General features: G+C 67.0%; 20 protein-coding genes and 1 tRNA gene. 10 read left to right on the plus strand and 11 right to left on the minus strand.

Annotated elements, in window-relative coordinates; translation table 11 throughout:
• Nucleotides 1–291: 291 nt before the first annotated feature.
• A complete protein-coding gene (locus IEW49_RS03070; protein ID WP_188641300.1) occupies nt 292–1,053 on the minus strand; it encodes a competence/damage-inducible protein A in 762 nt (253 codons plus the stop codon).
• Nucleotides 1,054–1,097: 44 nt separating this feature from the next.
• A complete protein-coding gene (locus IEW49_RS03075) occupies nt 1,098–2,591 on the minus strand; it encodes a flavin-containing monooxygenase (protein ID WP_188641301.1) in 1,494 nt (497 codons plus the stop codon).
• Nucleotides 2,592–2,736: 145 nt separating this feature from the next.
• Here IEW49_RS03075 and IEW49_RS03080 point away from each other — a divergent pair, with 145 nt between their 5' ends.
• Nucleotides 2,737–3,075 (plus strand): hypothetical protein, encoded by a 339-nt coding sequence (locus IEW49_RS03080; RefSeq protein WP_188641302.1) that lies wholly within the window; start codon nt 2,737–2,739, stop codon nt 3,073–3,075.
• Between the two features lie 74 nt (nt 3,076–3,149).
• Here the strand turns inward: IEW49_RS03080 and IEW49_RS03085 are convergent, their stop codons facing one another.
• On the minus strand, nt 3,150–3,851 hold the full coding sequence (locus tag IEW49_RS03085; RefSeq protein ID WP_188641303.1) for an anti-sigma factor family protein: 702 nt from the start codon (nt 3,849–3,851) through the stop codon (nt 3,150–3,152).
• Nucleotides 3,848–4,312: a sigma-70 family RNA polymerase sigma factor gene (locus tag IEW49_RS03090; RefSeq protein ID WP_188641304.1), complete on the minus strand. Its 465-nt coding sequence runs from the start codon at nt 4,310–4,312 to the stop codon at nt 3,848–3,850. Before IEW49_RS03090 ends, IEW49_RS03085 begins: the two co-directional genes overlap by 4 nt.
• Nucleotides 4,313–4,415: 103 nt before the next feature.
• On the opposite strand from IEW49_RS03090, the gene IEW49_RS03095 reads away from it, so the two are divergent.
• Entirely contained in the window at nt 4,416–5,648 is a 1,233-nt protein-coding gene (locus IEW49_RS03095) for a S8 family serine peptidase (protein WP_188641305.1), read from the plus strand.
• A 101-nt stretch (nt 5,649–5,749) separates the two neighbouring features.
• Nucleotides 5,750–6,613: a hypothetical protein gene (locus IEW49_RS03100; protein WP_188641306.1), complete on the plus strand. Its 864-nt coding sequence runs from the start codon at nt 5,750–5,752 to the stop codon at nt 6,611–6,613.
• Nucleotides 6,614–6,733: 120 nt separating this feature from the next.
• Here the strand turns inward: IEW49_RS03100 and IEW49_RS03105 are convergent, their stop codons facing one another.
• On the minus strand, nt 6,734–7,474 hold the full coding sequence (locus IEW49_RS03105) for a helix-turn-helix transcriptional regulator (RefSeq protein WP_188641307.1): 741 nt from the start codon (nt 7,472–7,474) through the stop codon (nt 6,734–6,736).
• A gap of 273 nt (nt 7,475–7,747) precedes the next feature.
• Here IEW49_RS03105 and IEW49_RS03110 point away from each other — a divergent pair, with 273 nt between their 5' ends.
• Entirely contained in the window at nt 7,748–8,284 is a 537-nt protein-coding gene (locus IEW49_RS03110; RefSeq protein WP_188641308.1) for a hypothetical protein, read from the plus strand.
• A gap of 63 nt (nt 8,285–8,347) precedes the next feature.
• Nucleotides 8,348–9,919, plus strand: a complete 1,572-nt coding sequence (locus IEW49_RS03115) for a hypothetical protein (RefSeq protein WP_188641309.1) — start codon at nt 8,348–8,350, stop codon at nt 9,917–9,919.
• Here the strand turns inward: IEW49_RS03115 and rimO are convergent.
• The gene (gene rimO, locus IEW49_RS03120; RefSeq protein WP_188641310.1) at nt 9,898–11,265 is read right to left on the minus strand and encodes a 30S ribosomal protein S12 methylthiotransferase RimO; all 1,368 of its coding nucleotides are present in this window, start codon (nt 11,263–11,265) and stop codon (nt 9,898–9,900) included. The two genes, IEW49_RS03115 and rimO, sit on opposite strands and share 22 nt — an antisense overlap.
• Nucleotides 11,266–11,341: 76 nt before the next feature.
• Between rimO and IEW49_RS03125 the strand changes: the two genes are divergently transcribed.
• Nucleotides 11,342–11,752, plus strand: a complete 411-nt coding sequence (locus IEW49_RS03125; protein ID WP_188641311.1) for a DUF1761 domain-containing protein — start codon at nt 11,342–11,344, stop codon at nt 11,750–11,752.
• Nucleotides 11,753–11,767: 15 nt separating this feature from the next.
• Here the strand turns inward: IEW49_RS03125 and IEW49_RS03130 are convergent, their stop codons facing one another.
• From IEW49_RS03130 to serS, 3 genes are read right to left on the minus strand one after another with little or no spacing between them, the layout of a single operon-like run.
• Nucleotides 11,768–12,877, minus strand: a complete 1,110-nt coding sequence (locus tag IEW49_RS03130) for a potassium channel family protein (RefSeq protein ID WP_188641312.1) — start codon at nt 12,875–12,877, stop codon at nt 11,768–11,770.
• Nucleotides 12,878–12,884: 7 nt separating this feature from the next.
• Complete coding sequence (gene surE / locus IEW49_RS03135; RefSeq protein ID WP_188641313.1) at nt 12,885–13,649, minus strand: 5'/3'-nucleotidase SurE; 765 nt, start codon at nt 13,647–13,649, stop codon at nt 12,885–12,887.
• Nucleotides 13,649–14,932, minus strand: coding sequence for a serine--tRNA ligase (gene serS, locus IEW49_RS03140; RefSeq protein ID WP_188641314.1), 1,284 nt, complete (start codon nt 14,930–14,932; stop codon nt 13,649–13,651). Before serS ends, surE begins: the two co-directional genes overlap by 1 nt.
• A gap of 112 nt (nt 14,933–15,044) precedes the next feature.
• Between serS and IEW49_RS03145 the strand changes: the two genes are divergently transcribed.
• Nucleotides 15,045–15,317, plus strand: a complete 273-nt coding sequence (locus IEW49_RS03145) for a hypothetical protein (protein ID WP_188641315.1) — start codon at nt 15,045–15,047, stop codon at nt 15,315–15,317.
• 118 nt (nt 15,318–15,435) lie between these two features.
• Here IEW49_RS03145 and IEW49_RS03150 read toward each other — a convergent pair.
• Nucleotides 15,436–15,510 (minus strand) — tRNA-Val (locus tag IEW49_RS03150).
• Nucleotides 15,511–15,616: 106 nt separating this feature from the next.
• On the opposite strand from IEW49_RS03150, the gene IEW49_RS03155 reads away from it, so the two are divergent.
• The 3 genes from IEW49_RS03155 to IEW49_RS03165 all read left to right on the plus strand — a co-directional run bounded on the left by IEW49_RS03155 (nt 15,617) and on the right by IEW49_RS03165 (nt 17,408).
• The gene (locus IEW49_RS03155; protein ID WP_188641316.1) at nt 15,617–15,934 is read left to right on the plus strand and encodes a DUF3297 family protein; all 318 of its coding nucleotides are present in this window, start codon (nt 15,617–15,619) and stop codon (nt 15,932–15,934) included.
• A gap of 134 nt (nt 15,935–16,068) precedes the next feature.
• Nucleotides 16,069–16,560 (plus strand): glycine zipper 2TM domain-containing protein, encoded by a 492-nt coding sequence (locus IEW49_RS03160; protein ID WP_229658059.1) that lies wholly within the window; start codon nt 16,069–16,071, stop codon nt 16,558–16,560.
• A gap of 146 nt (nt 16,561–16,706) precedes the next feature.
• Nucleotides 16,707–17,408 (plus strand): hypothetical protein, encoded by a 702-nt coding sequence (locus tag IEW49_RS03165; protein WP_188641317.1) that lies wholly within the window; start codon nt 16,707–16,709, stop codon nt 17,406–17,408.
• A 22-nt stretch (nt 17,409–17,430) separates the two neighbouring features.
• On the opposite strand, the gene astD is transcribed toward IEW49_RS03165, so the two are convergent.
• Nucleotides 17,431–18,840, minus strand: a complete 1,410-nt coding sequence (gene astD / locus IEW49_RS03170; protein WP_188641318.1) for a succinylglutamate-semialdehyde dehydrogenase — start codon at nt 18,838–18,840, stop codon at nt 17,431–17,433.
• Nucleotides 18,841–18,861: the final 21 nt, after the last annotated feature.

An 18,861-nucleotide genomic window follows, 5' to 3' on the forward strand; every position in this document is an offset into this window, starting at 1 on the left:
TGGTAAACCTCTTCCTGATTACGGACCAGAAAGCCGTTTGCGTCCCCTGTTTCCCGTCCGCAAAGCAACGTTTGCCCGGGGACCATTGCTGCCCCCTCCGCGCCCGTCGCTTCGGTCCAAAAAAGAACACCCGCGGCTGCTACCCCGAAGAAGTTCGCGGCAGCATGGTGCGTGGTAGAGATTAACCGAGCGGTTGCAAGGAATTAAGCCGTTGAATTTGGCGGTAACTCGAGATTAACGCCGAATTGTCCCAATACGGGTCAGTCTGGCGGCAAAGTTCCCGTAGAGTGCTCAGATACCGCCGGGCGTGAAATCGAAGCCGGCCGTGGCGAGCGCATCGCACAGCGTATCGACCGCACTGCCGAGCTCGTCGCGATCGGTCGAGCGGATCACGAAATTGGCGCCGACCTTGCCCTCGCGGAAGAAGGGATAGGAGCCGATCTGGCATTTCTCGTGCGCCTTTTCGACCTGGCGGAGGATATCGGCGACCTCGCTTTCGGCGGTCCAGCAGCCGATCGTCTCGTCGACCAGCGGGGTGCCGCCTTCGAGGGTGCCGGTGAGCGCGTCGAGCATCCCCGCGGTGATGTGCGGCACGCCCGCCATCAGGTGGATATTGCCCAGCTTGATGCCCGGCGCGCCCGACATGCGGTTGGGAATCAGCTCACCGCCCTCTGGCACGCGCGCCATCCTCAGCCGCGCCTCGGTCAGCCCGCCGGGCTTGTCGGCGTAGTACTGCTCGAGGATCGCGCGCGCCTCGGGATGGACGATCACGTCGACGCCCAGCGCCGCGGCGACCGCATCGACGGTGATATCGTCATGCGTCGGCCCGATCCCGCCGGTGGTGAAGAGATAGTCGTAGCCCTCGCGCAGCGCGTTGACCGCCTCGACGATCCGTTCGAGCACGTCGGGTACCACGCGCACCTCCGACAGGCGGATGCCCTGCACCTGCGTCCAGCTGGCGATCTGGGCGATGTTCTTGTCGTGGGTGCGGCCGGACAGGATCTCGTCGCCAATCACGATCAGCGCGGCGGTGTAGATGCGGGAATCGGACATGGCGCGGATTTAGGGAGCCGATGCGGCGCTGGCTACTCTTTGGGCTATTCGGCGGGCTCGAGCGTTTCGCTTTTCGCGTCGGGAGCAACCTTCGCCTTGCCGAAGGCGAGGATCCCGTCCTCGACCGCGCCGGTCTTCATGTCCTTGCGGTCGCGGACATATTCCTGGTTGAGCCGCCACGGCATCGCGGTCGCGTTCTTCGGCATGATGTGCTTCGAGCGCTGGATGTAGCCCGAGGAGAAATCGAAGATGTCGTCCTCTTCCAGGCCATGGTCGTCGGGCAGCACGGGGGTGGCGAGATCGGCGCCTTTCTCGGCCATCCGGTTGAGCACGCGGCAGGTATATTCGGAGACGAGATCGGCGCGCAGCGTCCAGCTGGCATTGAGATAGCCGAACACCGCCGACAGGTTGGGCAGGTTCGAGAACATCGCTCCCTTGTAGTAGAAGCGCTCCTCGAATTTCACCGGCTCGCCCTCGACCGAAACGTCGATCTTGCCCGCCATGGCGAGCTTCAACCCGGTCGCGGTGATGATGATGTCGGCCTCGACCAACTCGCCCGATTTAAGGCGAATGCCGCGCTCCTCGAACTTGTCGATATGGCCGGTGGCGATGCTCGCGCGGCCCTCGCGCATCGCGCGGAACAGGTCGGCGTCGGGCACCAGGCACAGCCGCTGGTCCCACGGATCGTAGGGCGGGGTGAAGGCCTGCTCGTCGAACTTGTCGCCAAGCTCGGCGCGGATCTTCTTGAACAGGAAGTCCTTGACCTTCTCCGGCTTGCTGCGCGCGCGCTTGAAGCCGATGTCCTGCATCGTGACGTTCTTCCAGCGCGTGATCTTGTAGGCGGTCTCGGCCGGCAGCACCTTGCGCAGCCAGTTGGCGAGCCCGTCCTTCGCCGGGCGCGAGAAGTAATAGGTCGGGGTGCGCTGGAGCATGGTGACGTGCGCGGCCTTGTCCGCCATCGAGGGAACGATCGTCACCGCGGTCGCGCCCGATCCGATCACCACCACCTTCTTGCCCGCATAGTCGAGATCCTCGGGCCAGAATTGCGGGTGGATCACTTGGCCGCCGAAGCCGCTGGTGTCGAACCCGGCATCGTGCGGCTCGTCGTAATCGTAATAGCCCGAACCGAGATAGAGCCAGTTCGCGGTGACGATGTCGCCGCCTTCGAGCGTCACCGTCCAGCGCGCACTGTCGACGTCGAAATCGGCCGATACGACCTTGCTGTTGAAGCGGATATGGTCGCGGATCCCGCGCTCGTCGGCGATGCGATGAAGGTACTCGAGGATCGCGGGCCCGTCGGCGATCGATTTCTCGTGCGTCCACGGCTCGAACGCGAAGCCCAGCGTGTGCATGTCGCTGTCCGAGCGGATGCCGGGATAGCGGAACAGGTCCCACGTCCCGCCGAGCTTCTCGCGCCGTTCGAGCAGCCCGTAGGAGCGGTCGGGACACATCATCTCGAGATGCGCGGCCATGCCGATGCCCGAAATGCCTGCGCCGACGATCAGGACGTCGAAATCGGGAACGGTGGTATCGGTCATGCGTCTCTCCTTGCTGACACTGGTGTAAGCTAGCATCGGCGGCGAGGCAAAAAATTTATTCCGCGATGGATTATCGCCGTCGCGTGATCCGTTGTCCCGGCATGCAAGGCCCCGCCAGGCGGGCCGCAACTAGGGAAACAGACCGATGAAAAAGACCGCCATTCTCGCCTTCGCCGCCTTCGCTTCGCTCGCCACCCCGGTGGCAGCCGGGACCGAGGCGCCGATGACCTACGAAGAAGAATATGCCCGCGTCGAGGAACGCGCGATCATCAACGTGCCGATCGCCGGAATCGAGAACGAGCTGTGGTTCGACTACCGGCTCGACGTGATCAAGGCGCAGAAGAAACTGAACGAGAAGCTGCGCGAAGCCGACAGCATCAAGGACGAGCGCCGCTCGTGGGAGCGCTATGCCAACGAACTGCAGAAGCGCCGGATCGCCTATGTCGAGGCGATGGCCAAGCTTGGCTTCCGCCTCGCCTACTGAGGCACGGCGACCCAATGAAAAAGGCGGCCCGCAACGGCCGCCTTTTTTGTGTCCGGCTTCGAACGGAAAGGGGGCTAGTCGCGCCAGCCTTTGGCCCTGGCCGCCGCCTCTGCCTCGGCATCGAGCCCGCCGCCTCTTGCCATCTCCTGCGCCGCGGCGAGGATATCGGACACGTCGCTGCCGGCCTGGCGATACTCGCTCGCGCCGGCCTCGCTGCCCGTGGCGAGCCGCTCGAGCTGCCAGCCATCGGCCTCGCGGCAGGCGATGCCCGAAACCTCGGGCGCGGTGAAGGCGCGGCAGTAATCGCCTTCGGCATTGGCGAAACTCAGCAGGATGCGCGTGTCGGCATCGGCGCGCTGGGTCGCGCTCAGCTGGCTGTCGAGCGCGCTGGCGAGCTCGCCAGAAAGCGCGCCCGGAGCATCGTCCGATCCGCCGCGCGGCAACACCACCGCCAGCGCGAGCGAGGCGGCGAGGGCGGGACCGGCGATCCAGCCCCAGCGCGGGATCGTGCGCCTCGTTTCCTTGCGCTCGCGCGCGGCGTCGAAATCGACCACTTCGGCCTCGCGCGGCTCGAGCGGCGCGGTGAGCGTCTCGGGCAGTTCGCGGTCCATCAGCGGGGCGAAATGCGCCGAGAGCTTCGCCGACAGTGCACGATGTGCCTCGACCTGGCGTTGCAGCGCGGGATCGGCGGCGATCGCGGTGGCGACCGCGTCGCGCTCTTCGCCGTCGAGCTGGTCGTCGGCGAAGGCGGCGATCTGTTCGGGGGTCGGGGTCATGCCGCGTCTCCGATCATCTGCATCAGCGCGTCGCGCCCGCGCACCAGCCGCGAATTGAGCGTGCCGACCGGGCAGCCGACGATCTCGGCCGCTTCCTTGTAGGCATAGCCTTCGACCATCACGAGCAGCACGGCTTCGCGCTGGTCGTCGGGCAGTTTCTGCATCGCGCGGTCGATATTGTTCAGCTCGACCCGTGCTTCCTGGCCGCCTTCGCCGCCCACGCGTTCACCCGCGTCGGGATCGACGAAGGTCTGGCCGCGACGGGCGCGGGAACGGGTTTCGTCGATCCAGATATTGCGCATGATCCTGTACATCCAGCTGTCGAGGCGCGTGCCCTCCTGCCACTTGGCACGGTTGGCGAGCGCGCGTTCCACGGTCATCTGGCACAAGTCGTCGCCGTCGCTCGGATGCCCCGCGAGACCGGTCGCGAACCGTCGCAACCGGGGCAGGATCTCGAGCATGGACTGTTCGAACGTGTCGGCCAGTTTTCCGCCTTTCAGGGATTAAACGAAGCGCGCGGGCCGTTTAATCCATGGTAAATGTGAAAAAGGCAAAGGGGTCCCCATGCAGCGACTGTCGATAATCCTTGCGGTGGCGTTCGCGCTGGCGGCGCAGGCCGTCGCCGCGCAGGTCGCGGTGCCGCGCCTGCCGCCGGTCGACGGCGTGGTCGGCGGGCTGGCGGAGACGGTCCGCGAGACCGCCGACCCGCTGCTCGAGACCGCCGAGGAACTGGCGCGCGATAGGCTGCGCTCGATCGACCGGCTGGTGCGCCGCAATCGCGACGCGATCGAACGCGACCGCGAGGGCGCGCCCGCGCGGCGCGGCGTGCTGCTGCTGCTCGATCCCAGTGCCGCCACGCTCGATGCGCTGTCGACCGGCGGCTTCGCGATCGGCGCGCGCGAGGATATCGCGGGGATCGACCTGTCGCTGGTGAGCATCCGGGTCCCCCGGACGATGAGCCTCGCCGAGGCGCAGGCGCTGGTGCAGCGGCTCGCGCCGGGAGCCGAGATCTCGCCCGACCATCTCTATTTCACCGCCGGTTACGAAAGCGCGCCGGTTCCTGCGGCTCCTCCCGCTCCGGCTCCGGCCCCAGCCCCAGCGACGATCGCGACCCATATCGGGGTGATCGACGGTGCCCCGGCGAAGCGGCTCGGGATCGGCAATATCCGCGGTTTCGCCAGCGGCGCCCCGCGTGCAAGCGACCATGGCAGCGCAGTGGCGGGCTTGCTGGTGGGCGAGGGCGCGCGGCGCATCAGCGTCGCGGACGTCTATGGCAGCGACAAGGCGGGCGGCAATGCGCTCGCCATCGCGCGCGCGCTCGGCTGGCTGGTCGAGGAAGGCGCGCAGGTGGTGTCGATCAGCCTCGTCGGCCCGAACAACGCCGTGCTCGGCCGCGCGATTGCGGCGGCCCGGCGCAAGGGCGTGACCCTGGTCGCGGCGGTCGGCAATGACGGTCCGGCCGCGCCGCCCGCCTTCCCCGCGTCCTATCACGGCGTGATCGCGGTCACCGGGGTCGATCGGCGCGACCGGGCGCTGATCGAAGCCGGACGCGCGCTGCATCTCGACTATGCGGCTCCGGGCGAAGTGGATGCCTGGGATGCGCGGGGCAAGCGCCGCCGTATGCGCGGCACGTCCTTCGCCACGCCGCTGGTCGCGGTGCGCGCCGCCGCCGCCATCGCCGCGGGGCGCAAGGTCCGTCCGGCGCTCGATCGCGAGGCGCGCGACCTCGGCAAGAAGGGGCCCGACGACGCCTATGGGCGCGGCCTGCTGTGCGGCTCCTGCGGCGGTCGCAAGTAATTTTCGAAAAATTTTGCAGCGGCGTGGATTAAGCCGCGCCGGGCATCCGTTTCCTCACTGTAGCGGCCGCGACGCCGCGCGAAACACAGGAAGGAAACGACATGAACAAGCTCCTCATCTCGATCGCAGCGGTGGCCCTCGTCCCCGCAACCCCGGCAGCTGCGCAGGTCCTCGGCGGCAGCGGCGGTATCCTCGGCGGCGCGACCGGCACGGTGACCGGCACGCTTTCGAACGGCCCGCTCGGCCCGGTCGATAGCGTGCTCACCGGTCGCGGTTCGGCGCGCGGCGATGCGCGCAGCAATGCCCGCGTCGATCGTCGCAGTGGCCGGGTCGATGCCGATGGTGGTGCCAATGGCGGCGCGACCGGCGCGGTTGCCGGCGTGCTCAACGCCCCGATCGGTCCGGTCGGCGGCGAGGGCTCGGGCAGCGGCAACGCCTCGGGCGAAGGCAGCGCGAGCGCGCAGCTCATCGGCACCGACGGCGCGCGTTCGCTGGTCGGCCGGACCACCGCGACCGCGCGCGGCGCGGCGCAGGGTGTGACCTCGCAGGCACTGGGTACCGCACAGGCGGCGCGTGGCGCCGCTGGCGGGGCGGCGTCCGGGTCGGCTAGCGCCACCGGCAGCGGCTCGGGCGCCGGTTCGGGCACATTGGGCCTCGGCCAGCAGATGCTCGCCGCGGCCGGCAGCGGTGCGGCGGCGGGCGAAGGCGCCTTCGCGGTCGCCCCCGGCATGCCGGTATTCGCCCCCTCGGGCGCTCGGCTCGGCGAGGTGCGCGAAGTGGTCGCCGACCGTCGCGGCCAGGTCCGCCAGCTGGTCGTCAGCAATGGCGAGACCTCGCAGGTGATCGGCTCCGACGCGCTCAGCGTCTCGGGCAACGCATTGGTCGCGGGCGAAGGTCAGGGCGAAGCGACTGCCCGTTCGCAGCCCGCCGACCGTCCCGCCCCCGAGGGTTCCGAAACCCCCTGATCCGTTTCGGCAACCCTACCCCTCCGGCGCCCCGCGTATCCCCCCTCCAAGCGGGGCGCCATTGCGGGCGGGTCCTGGCGCCCCGCGGTCTCTTCCCCCGCGGGGCGCCTTCTTTCTTGGTCAGGCGTAGATGAGGCCGAGCTTGAGCCCCTTGACCGTCGCCCCGATCCGGTCGCGCGTGTCGAGCTTGTCGAACAGGCGCTTGACGTAGGTCCCCACCGTCTCGGGCGAGATCCCGAGCCGCGCGGCGATCTCGATATTGCTGCAGCCTGCGGCGATCTGTTCGAGCACTTCCTGTTCGCGCTTCGAGAGGCCGACGGCGTGCTGCTCGGACGTCTCGAGCAATTCGCAGATGCGATGATGGGCCGCTTTCGCCAAGGCCTCGACCGCGCTGACCCTGTCGTCCTTGACCCCGACCGCTTCGTCAAAGGCGAATGCGGCAAATCCCTTGCGATTATGCGGGCCGTAAAGCGGGATTCCCACGCCGTGGTCGAACCCGTGCTCGGCCATCGCTGCGAAGTAACGCTCGTTTTCCTCGGTCGCCTCGCCGCTGTCGCGTATCCCTGCGATCGCCGATCGGAGGGTCATCGTGCGGCCCGTCTCGACGATGTAATCGGGGATCGGGTCCATCGACCGGAATGCGGGATCGCGATAGAGCAGTTTCCAGGCTTCGGGCGCGCCTTCGCTGCACAATTGTATATTGGGCGCGGTCTGGCGCGCGAAGCGGGGCGTGAGGTGGTAGGACGCAGCCCTCGGGCCGAATGTTCGGCACGCGCGCAACACGTAGTCGCAAACCAGCGCGATATCATCCAATCGGGCGATGGCGGCGATGGTGTCCTGCATCATTACTCGTCCGGTCAATGGGCCAATTCTGAAGGCGTCGTTCAGTGAATCTTCAATCTGGCCCCTTTAATTCTTGCAATACGAGTTGGATTGAACGCTGGAAAAGAAAAATCGTTTCTTTTTCAATTGTTTCTCTCGCTTGTCCCCAAATCGCGGGACTTTTCAATGGCATCGCCGGGCCATAGCCCGAATCGTATTGCCGGCACAACGACACGCCGCGCCTCGAACTCGACTGGTCTTGAAATCCCGCCCCTTGGTCGTCTCCGCGGCCGTTTTACGCATTGGTGATACATGTTACGGAAATTGGGCAAAGCACAGCACGTGGCCGAATTGCGGCACCAGGCGCGACAGATGTCGCGGCATGCCTGGTCGCTGCTGCGGATGGCCGACAGCCTTGCCCGCGAGGAAGTTGCCCAGAACGACCTCGCCGATCCATCGACCGCGTCGGCGCTGGCCTACGAGCACGAACAGCTGCTCGCGGCGATGGCCGGACGGCTGCTCGACGAGCGCGCCAGGCGGCGCAAACTGTTCCCGAACCGCATGTTCGACGAGGCCGGGTGGGACATGCTGATGATCCTTTATCGCAACCGGGTGCAGGGGCGGCGTTCGCTTCCCCACAACGTCGCGATGGAAATCGAAACCACCGTGCGCGTGGTCGAGGACCTCGCCAAGGAGCTGATCTCGGACGGCCTGGTCGAATGGTGCAGCCGCTTCCACTTCATCCGGCTGAGCGACGAAGGCGCAGCGCGGATCCGCGATTTCTTCCTCGACGAGGATCGGGCGCCGGAAGCCGGCGAGTCCGCCGTGCCCGAACGCAAATGCGCCTGAGCCACGACTTGGCTTAACCCGCCGACCTGCTAGTCTCCTGCCTTGACGGGAGGGGACGCAATCATGAACTCGACATTCGTAGCCGCGATGGGCGGCGCCATGCTCCTGTTGGCGGCACCTGCCGCCGGCCAGGAAGCCGACGATGCCGATGCGGCAACCGTGGCGAACTTGCGCGCGCTGCCGACGGACGAGTTGCAAGAGCGAATCAACCGCGCTTTCGGCGGGGATCGGCCATGTGCCGAAAAGCTCCCGCTCGTTACCGAAATGGCCCGGCGCAAAGCCAACGACAATAAATTCCAGAACGCGTTCTTCGCGCTCCAGATCCAGTGTGCGCTGGAAAGCCGCGCATACGGGGAGGCGCTCGAATTGCTCGAGGACAAGGATCCCGCGGGCGAGATTTTCAGCCTTGGGCTCGGGATAGACCTCGCCGTGGCTACCGACCAACCGCAGGCGACCCTGACCTGGCTCGAACGCGCAATCGATGCTCGCGATCGGGAAACGCTGGGCGAGATGGATCGGAACAGGTGGTTCGGTCTCGGCCGAATGCTGACCGATGCTGGGTTCGGCGATCGTTTCGATGAGCTGCGACTGCAGATCGTCGACAGCAAGCTGATCGAGGTGATGGATCGCCGGATCACCGCGTCGATCGCGCTCGGTGCATTCCGCGCCAAGATGGCTTCGGGCAATGCGACCGAACTCGATGCCGTCCTCGCTTACCTGCCAGGTCAGACCCCCTATGTCGGCTTGCTCGCGGACCGGCGATACGAAGCGGCATGGCCAGCGCTCGAACGTTGGGTCGGTCCGAACATGCGCGAAGCGACCGCGCGACATGTCGCCGAGGAAACGCAATATTTCCGCGCCAACGAAGACGATTCGGCGGCGTTTCAGGACCTGATGCACGCGCTTTACTTCGCAGGCGAATACGAATCCGTGGTCGAGATGGTGGAGGCGCGCATCGATGCGGATGCCTTCGCGGAGAACTTCGACGAGGATGAAGGCTGGGCGCTGAACCTGGCCGCCTATTCGCTCGATGTCCTAGGCCGCCGGGTCGAGGCCGATGCCATTTTCGACCGGTTCACCGCAGTCGAAACTGCCGAACATCCGGATGTTCTCAATTTCATCATCAACCGGGCGTCGCGACTGGTCGGACAGAGGCGCTGGGACCTCGCGGAAGCCGCCGTCTCGGATGCGGAAGGATTGCCCGAGAATTTCCTCACCGATTACGCGAAGTCACTGATTGCGCGCGATCGCGCCTGCCTGGCCTTCGCTACGGGCGATGCGTCCGCAGCGGAAGCGGCACTGGACACCCTTCGCGAGGTCGGAGCCGATGCGCCGCACGTGGTCGCCATGGGGCTGCAATGCACCGACCGGTCGGACGAGGCGGCGCAATTGCTGGTGGCGGCGCTGGACGAAGACGGTCAGCGGGCAAATCTGATCGAGGAGCTCCAGCCCGAAGCGTTCGATCTCTTCTATACCCGATCCGAATTGCCGCAGCCGCGCGATCTGCTGGCCACGCATCCCGCGCTGGCGGCAAGGCTGGCGGAGTATGCGCGCATCCTGCCCGCGGAACTCTATCCCGTGGCGGCCTCGAAACGCGCCACGTTGCGGGCTGCTCAGTCGGCCGGCACGCCGTAGAGGTCGTGCGCGTCGGCATCCTCAACCGTGACGTCGATGATGTCGCCCGCCGCGAGCGTCTCGGCGACATTGCGCAGGTACACCGCGCCGTCGATCTCGGGGGCGTCGGCCTGGCTGCGCGCGGTCGCGCCGATATCGCCGTCCTCGTCGGGCTCGCCGACCTCGTCGACGATTACCGGTAGGGTCTTGCCGACCTTGGCCTGCAGCTTGGCGGCGGAGATACGCTCGGTCACTTCCATCAGCCGCGCATAGCGCTCTTCCTTGACCGCTTCGGGCACCGGATCGGGGAGGTCGTTCGCCTGCGCGCCCTCGACCGGTTCGAAGCGGAAGCCGCCGACGCGGTCGAGCTGCGCTTCCTCGAGCCAGTCGAGCAGGTACTTGAAATCGTCCTCGGTCTCGCCGGGAAAGCCGACCACGAAGCTGGAACGCACGGTGAGGTCGGGGCAGATCTCGCGCCAGCCCTTCAATCGTTCGAGCACCTTGGCCTCGTTCGCCGGGCGCTTCATCGCTTTCAGGACCGAGCGCGCGGCGTGCTGGAACGGGATGTCGAGATAGGGCGTCACCAGCCCTTCGGCCATCAGCGGGATCACCGCGTCGACATGGGGGTAGGGGTAGACGTAGTGCAGCCGGATCCACGGCGGCACGCCGTCCGCCGTCCGCAGGCTGCCGAGCTCGCGCGCGAGGTCGGTCATGTGCGCGCGCACCTCGCGGCCCTTCCAGTCGCGGCTCTCGTGGCGGATATCGACGCCGTAGGCCGAGGTATCCTGGCTGATGACGAGCAATTCCTTGGTCCCCGCCGCAACCAGCTTCTCCGCCTCGCGCAGCACCGCGTCGACGCGGCGGCTGGCGAGCTTCCCGCGCAATTGCGGGATGATGCAGAAGGCGCAGCTATGGTTGCAGCCCTCGGAGATCTTGATATAGCCGTAGTGGCGCGGGGTGAGCTTGATGTCGGGCTGCGGGATCAGGTCCACGAAAGGCCCGCGCGCGGGCGGCGCGGCCTCGTGCACGGCCTCGACCACTTGCTCATACTGGTGCGCGCCGGTCACCGCGAGCACTTGCGGGTGCGCGGCGCGGATCGCCTCGGCATCCTCGCCCATGCAGCCGGTCACGATCACGCGCCCGTTCTCCGCGATCGCCTCGCCGATCGCCTGGAGGCTTTCCTCCTTGGCGCTATCGAGGAAGCCGCAGGTGTTGACGAGCACCACGTCGGCGCCGGCATAGTCGGGGCTCATCGCGTAGCCGTCGGCGCGCAGCCGCGTGAGGATGCGCTCGGAATCCACCAGCGCTTTGGGACAGCCAAGGCTGACCATGCCCACCTTCGGGGCGTCTTCGATCCGTGTTGCCATGATGGGCCGCGCCACTACACGTTTCGCGCGGGTTGCGCTAGACGGTGATTGGGGTCGCCCGAGGGGAGAATACGGGATGAACATCTTCGACGTGAATTGGCTGGCGGTGGTTCTGGCCGCGCTCGCGGGATTTGTCGTGGGCGGGATCTGGTACGGGCCCGTGATGGGGAAGAAATGGATGGGCGCGGTCGGGCTGACCGAGGAGCAGGTCAGGTCCGGCAATATGGGCCTGATCTACGGCGGCGCCTTCGCCTTCTCGCTGGTGGCGAGCTGGACGCTGGCTCACACTTTCGCGACCTATGCGGCCGACCTGTCGATATCGGTCAAGGTGCTGACGGCGTTCGGGGTCGCGCTCGGCTTCATCGTCCCCGCGATCGGGACCAACTACCTGTTCAGCCAGAAGAGCAAGGCGCTGTTCTTCATCGATGCCGGCTACTGGCTGCTGTTCTATATCGCGATGGGACTCGTCCACGCCTATCTGGGCTGACCGGGATGAACGCGCCTAGGCCTCGTCGTCGGGTGCGCCGGGCGGGTTGATCTCCACCCCCGGCGCGTCGCCCAGCTCTTCGCCGTCGGTGGTCGGGATGATCTCGACCACCACGTCGCCCTTGCGCAGCGACTGGCACTCGTCTTCCCAGAAGCCGAGGGCCTTGCCGTCGCGATAGACGCGCAGGCCGCGGCCGCCGGTGGTGAGCTCGTAGATCGCCTTGCCGCATTCTTCGGCGGTGACCTCGCGCTCGACCAGCTGGACCCGGCCCGAGACCGAGGCGAGGTCGGCGAGGTATTCGGCGATATGCGCGCCCTTGGCCGAGCCCGCCAGCAGCAGCCCGGTGAAACGCACCGGGTTGATCACGTTGTTGGCGCCCGCCTGCCGCGCGAGCAGTTCGTTGTCGTCGGCGCGCACGACGACCGAGATGTGCAGCTTGGGCGCGAGGTGGCGCACTGTCAGCACGATCAGGATCGAGGTATCGTCGCGCCCGGCCGAGACGAGCACCGCCTGCGCGCGCTGGATCCGCACCGCCTTCAGGGTCTCGTCGCGGGTGGCATCGCCGACCAGCACGTTGCAGCCGAGCCGCTCGGCCTCTTCGAGCCGGGCCTCGCTGCCGTCGACCACGACGATGCAGTGCGGGTCGATCCCGCGTTCGATCAACTCGCCGACCGCCTCGGAGCCGGAGATTCCGTAGCCGAGGACGACGATGTGATCGTCGAGCTGTTCCTGGATACGTTGCATGCGGAATTTCTCCCAAGAGCGCTTGATGACGAAGTTGTAGGCGGTGCCGACGAAGATGACGAAGACGAGCACGCGGATCGGGGTCACGATCAGCGCCTCGACCAGCCGCGCGCGATCGCTGACCGGGGCGATGTCGCCGAACCCGGTGGTGGTGATCGAGATCATGGTGAAATAGATCACGTCGAGGAAGCTGACCTCGCCGTCGACCGCGTCGACCAGGCCGCCGCGATCCCACCAGTGGACCATGATGACGATGAAGACGAGGAACAGCGCGGCAGAGGTGCGGATGCCGATATCGGCCCACACCGGCACCTTTACCGCGCGCTTCAATGGCTGGAAGCGCTCGCGCCTCGCCTTCTTGTTGGCCGACGATCTGCTCACCGATTGATCACCGCGGGAAGGTCTCCTCGAGCGCGCTCAATTCCGCCTCGCAAGTGAGGTCGAGCTGGAGCGGGGTGACCGCGATAAAGCCATCCTCGATCGCTTCCAAGTCCGTTGCGTGACCGGGCGTGTGTTCGATCCCGTGGAGGCCGAACCAGTAATAGCGGAAACCGCGCGGGTCGCGGCCCTCGACCACCGAGCCGCGGGCATAATCGTGGAAACCCTGGCGCACCGCGCGGATGCCCTTGACCTCGCCGGCGGGAATCGCGGGGAAGTTGATATTGATCAGCCCGCGCTCGCGGCGCGGCAGGGCGAACAGCGGCTCGAGCACTTTCGGCCCCCATTCGCGCGCCGCCCCGAACGGCACGTCGTCCCCCATGCCCTCCTTCGAGTAGACCTGGCTCAGCGCGATCGAGCGAATCCCCGCGAGCGCTCCTTCCATCGCCGCCGAGACGGTGCCCGAATAGGTGATGTCGTCGCCCAGGTTCGCGCCGCGATTGACCCCGGACAACACCACGTCGGGCGGGCTCGGGAGCACTTTCTTCAGTCCCATCGTGACCGCGTCGGTCGGCGTGCCGGTGACCGAGAAGCGCCGCTCGCCATGCTTGCGCAGCCGCACCGGGCTGGTGAGCGTGAGCGAATGGCCCGCGCCCGAGGCCTCCTCGGCCGGGGCGACCACCCACACGTCGTCGGAGAATTCGCGCGCGATCTCTTCGAGCACCGCGATGCCGGGCGCGTTGATGCCGTCGTCATTGGTCACGAGGATGCGCATCAGGCCGCGGCCTCCAGCTTGTCGATCCCGCCCATATAGGGCTTGAGCGCCTCGGGCACGGTCACGCTGCCGTCTTCGTTCTGGTAGTTCTCGAGCACCGCGACCAGCGTGCGCCCGACCGCGAGGCCCGAACCGTTGAGCGTGTGGACGAAATCGGTCTTCTTGCCGCCGTCTTCGGGACGATAGCGCGCGTTCATGCGGCGCGCCTGGAAAGCGCCGGTGTTCGAACACGAGCTGATCTCGCGATAGGCGCCCTGGCCGGGCAGCCAGACCTCGAGGTCGTAGGTCTTGCGCGCCCCGAAGCCCATGTCGCCGGTGCACAGCAGCATCTTGCGATAGGGCAGGCCGAGCGCCTGCAGCACGCCCTCGGCGCACTCGGTCATCCGCTCGTGCTCGGCCTCGGAATCCTCGGGGCGGCAGATCGAGACCAGCTCGACCTTCTCGAACTGGTGCTGGCGGATGAAGCCGCGCGTGTCCTTGCCCGCCGCACCCGCTTCGGAGCGGAAGCACGGGGTGAGCGCGGTCAGCCGGATCGGCTCGGCGAGGTCGTCAATAATCTCGCCCATAACCGAACTGGTTAGGCTGACCTCGGAGGTAGGGATCAGCCAGCGACCGTCGGTGGTCTTGAAACTGTCTTCGGCGAACTTCGGGAGCTTGTCGGTGCCGTACATGGCGGCGTCGTTGACCAGCACCGGCGGGGCACACTCTAAATAACCGTTCTGGTTAACCTGCCGGTCGAGCATGAATTGCGCGATCGCGCGGTGGAGACGCGCCATCCCGCCGCGCAGGAAGGTGAAGCGCGCGCCGGAAATCTTCGCGCCGGTCTCGAAATCCATGCCCAGCGCGGGCCCGAGATCGGCGTGCTCGCTTGGTTCGAAATCGAACGCGCGCTTCTCGCCCCAGCTCGACACCTCGACATTGTCCTCCTCGCCTTCGCCCTGCGGCACGTCGTCGGCGGGGAGGTTGGGGATCGTTTCGAGCATGGCGGTCAGCTTGGCGGCGACCGTGCGGCCGTCCTCCTCCATCTGCGGCATGGTCTTCTTCAATTCGGCGACTTCGGCCTTGAGCTGTTCGGCCTTGTCGGTGTCGCCCTGGCCCATCGCCTGGCCGATCGCCTTCGAAGCCTCGTTGCGGCGGCTCTGCGCTTCCTGGATGCGCGTGGTCAGCGCGCGGCCCTCGGTATCGAGGGAGAGGATCTTGGCGGAGGCCGGTTCGAGTCCGCGCCGTGCGAGCGCCGCGTCGAAACCTTCGGGATCGTCCCGGATCAGGCGAATATCGTGCATGGCCAGCGCTATGGAGCCTTTCGCGCCGCACCTCAAGCGGGTGCGAGGGCGCGACGAATTGGGGAACGCTGGCGACCGTCCAACCGTTGGAGCGGCAAAGGAGAATTGATTTATGATTGGCAAGATGATCGGAGCACTCGTCGGCGGCAGGGTTGCCGAACACGCACGCGGAGTCGGCGGGCCCACCGGGGCCGTGCTGGGCGTGGTTGCGGCCAGCGCGCTGCGCCGGATTAGCCTGCCCACGATGATCGCATTGGGCGCGGGCGGCTACATCGCGAAGAAGTATTTCGACCGGCAGCAGGCCGATGACGCGAAGCCCAAGGCTCTCGAGGACAAGTCGGTCTCCACGACCAAGGCCAAGACGGGCGAACCCGTTTCGGCCTGACCACGGTTCCATAGCGAAGAGGCGGGTGCGGCGACATGTCGCGCCCGCCTTTTTCGTGCGCGCGATCGGCGCCACGCGCGAATCGTGCATTAGGTTGCGGTCGATCTGGTTCGGGGAATGGTGGGCGCGGCAAGGATTGAACTTGCGACCCCACCCGTGTGAAGGGTGTGCTCTACCACTGAGCTACGCGCCCGTCTCTCGACAGAGGCGGCCCACTAGCGCCGCGCGGCGCGATTGACAAGCATGTGATTGCTGCGGGCGATTGACAAGCGGCGGGCCCGCCGCCAACAGCGCGCGCCATGACCGATACTCCCGACACCGCCCCCGACAGCATCGAAACCCCCGGCGCGCAGGACGTGCCCCCCGATCGTCTCTCGGTCGAGGCCGGCAGCGAATATTTCGACGTCGAGAAGCTCCAGCGCGGGGTCGCGATTTCGTTCAAAGGCTCGCGCCGCACCAATGTCGAGGAATATTGCATTTCCGAAGGCTGGGTGCGCGTGCAGGCGGGCAAGACCCTCGATCGCAAGGGCAAGCCGCTGACGATCAAGCTCAACGGCCCGGTCGAGGCCTGGTACGAGGATCTCGGCGAGGACGCCCCGCACGCCAAGGCGGGCTGACGGCGCCGTTCGCAACGGTCCATCGCACACACATATTCGGCTCGTCGATAATCGCGGCGCGTTGCGCGTCGTTCATCGATTTCGGCTAATTCCTGAACCACGGTTTCGCGCCCCGAACTCGCGGAACGACAGGAATGGAGACCGAATCTATGTTGAAGAAGATCACGCTTTCGGCGAGCGCGCTGCTGGCAGCGGCATCGCTTGCTACCCCCGTCTCGGCGGCCGAACTGCCGACCATCGGCGCAAGCGCCTCGACCTATGCGACCGTCCAGGCGGACGGCGCGATGACGCTGGCGCACCACAAGCGCGGCCATCGCCCGCGCGGGCATTTCCAGGGGCGCGGCAATCCGCACCGCACCGCCTATCGCTATCCCGAATACACTCCGCGCAGCGGCTACGGCGAACGCGCCACCTATGAAACCCGCGCGTGGCAGGGCGAGGACGGGCGCTATTACTGCCGCCGCAGCGACGGCACCACCGGCCTGCTGATCGGCGGCGCGGCGGGGGCGTTGCTCGGTCGCGAGCTGACCAAGAACGGCGACCGCACGCTGGGCACGATCCTCGGCGCGGTCGGCGGGGCGCTGCTCGGGCGCGAGATCGAGAAGCGCGCGGTGCGCTGCCGCTGATCCACGATCCGGCGTATGAGAAACGGCGTCTCCGGTCCTCCCGGGGGCGCCGTTTCCCGTTTCGGGACAAGCGCCGGGCGGGTCTTCGCCTCGGCGCATGGCCGCTGTATGTGGAGGCATAAAGAACATTGGATGAGGATCATGCCATGCGCGCCCGCTTTCTTTTCGCCGCTCCCCTGCTTACGCTCGCCGCCTGCAGCGGGGGCGAGGACGCGGCCGATGAAAACGCCGAGATGGATCCGGCCACCGCCGGCGCGCTGGGCGAGGACATCATGGTCGATCCCGACCGGCTCGACCAGTCGGGGGCCGACGGCGCGCTGGCGGGCGGCGACCCGGCCTCCTCGGCGGTGCCGATGGACGACGAGACCCGCGAACAGGTCAACCGCGCACGCGAGGAAGCGCGCCAGCTGGTCGGCGGGCGGATCAACCAGGCACCCGCGCCGGGCGATGCGCTGACCCGCACGATGATCGCGGCGGCGCAGGCGATCCAGCGCGGGAACAGCGGCGTCGATTGTTCGCAGGGCGCCGACTATTCCGCCGCCTGGGCCGATCGCATGCCTGAACCCTTCACCGTCTATCCGCGCGGCGCGGTGCTCGAGGCGGCGGGGAACGACGACGAAGGCTGCGCGCTGCGCGTCACGACCTTCACCACCGCGGTACCGCAGCAGGAAGTCGTCAACTTCTATCACACCCGCGCGCGCAATGCGGGCTTCTCGGCGGACCTGATGGAGAAGGACGGCGAGACCGTGATCGGCGGACGCAAGGGCGACGCGGCCTATTACATCGCGGTCGGGCGGCAGGCCGACGGCCGCACCAAGGTCGAATTGCTGGCCCGCGCCGGGTCCTGACCCGGCCGCGCGGGCGGGGGGTTTATTCCTCGAGCCCGACGCCGATATTGGCGCGCGGTTGGTCCATTTCGGTCGAGGCGACCGGATAGGCGCAGTAATCGGCGGCATAGAATGCGGCCGGGCGATGGTTGCCCGACAGGCCGATCCCGCCGAAGGGCTGGCTCGAACTCGCGCCGTTCGTCGGCCGGTTCCAGTTGACGATCCCGGCGCGGATATTGGCCCAGAAGCGGTTGTAGTCCGCCGGGCTGCCGCCGATCAGCGAGGCCGAGAGGCCGAACCGCGTGCGGTTGGCCTCGGCGATCGCCTCGTCGAGGGTCGACACCTTCACCACCTGCAGGATCGGGCCGAACAGTTCGACGTCGGGGCGCTGTTCCATGTCCGTCACGTCGACGATCGCGGGGGTCAGGAAGGGCTTGCCCTCGACCTTCTTGGTCAGGTGCCGGATCGCCTTGCCGCCGTGGGTGATGAGGTAGACGAAGCTCTCCATCAGCCCGTCGGCGGTCTGGTTGTCGATCACCGGGCCCATGAACGGGGCGGGATCGGCGAAGGGCTCGTCGACGATCAGCCGCCCGGTCAGCGTCTTCAGCTTGTCTAGAATCGCATCGTATTGCGTGTCGCGCACGATGAGGCGGCGCGCGGCGGTGCAGCGCTGGCCGGCGGTGGTGTAGGCGCTCTGCGCGATCAGCGCGGCGGCATCGTCGAGCAGCGGGGTGTCCCACAGCACGATCGGGTTGTTGCCGCCCATCTCGAGCGCGACGATCTTGCCCGGATTGGCGGCGAGCTTGCGGTTGATCGCGATCCCCGCCTGCGCGCTGCCGGTGAACAGCACCCCGTCGACGCCCGGATGCTTGACCAGCGCCTCGCCCTCGTCGCGCGAGCCGATCAGCAGCTGGACGACGCCCGCGGGCACGCCTGCCTCGTGGAACGCGGCGACCAGCGCCTGGCCGACCGCAGGGGTCTTTTCGCTCGGCTTGAAGATCACGCAATTGCCCGCGATCAGCGCGGGCACGATGTGGCCGTTGGGAAGGTGCGCGGGGAAATTGTACGGGCCGAGCACCGCCATCACGCCGTGCGGCTTGTGGCGGACCGAGGCCTTGCCCTGCATCGCGTTGTCGAGCGTGCGCTGCGGGGTGCGCTCGGCGTAGGCGCGGACCGAGATCTCGACCTTGTTGATCACCGCATCGACTTCGGTGCGCGCTTCCCACAGCGGCTTGCCGGTCTCGCGCGCGATCAGTTCGGCGAAATCGTCGGCCGCCTTGCGCATCTCGTTGGCGAAACGGCGCATCAGCTCGATGCGGTTGGCGAGCGGCTTGGAAGCCCAGTCGGCCCAAGCGCGCCGCGCGGTCGCGACCGCCTCCTCGACGTCGCCGGTCTGGCCGCGCCACAATTCCTCGCCCGTCGCGGGCTCGAACGATACGATTTCGGAGCTCATCCGGTCCTCAATTCCCCTGGG

Source organism: Pseudoblastomonas marina (assembly GCF_014641655.1).
Classification (GTDB): Bacteria; Pseudomonadota; Alphaproteobacteria; order Sphingomonadales; family Sphingomonadaceae; genus Alteriqipengyuania_A; species Alteriqipengyuania_A marina.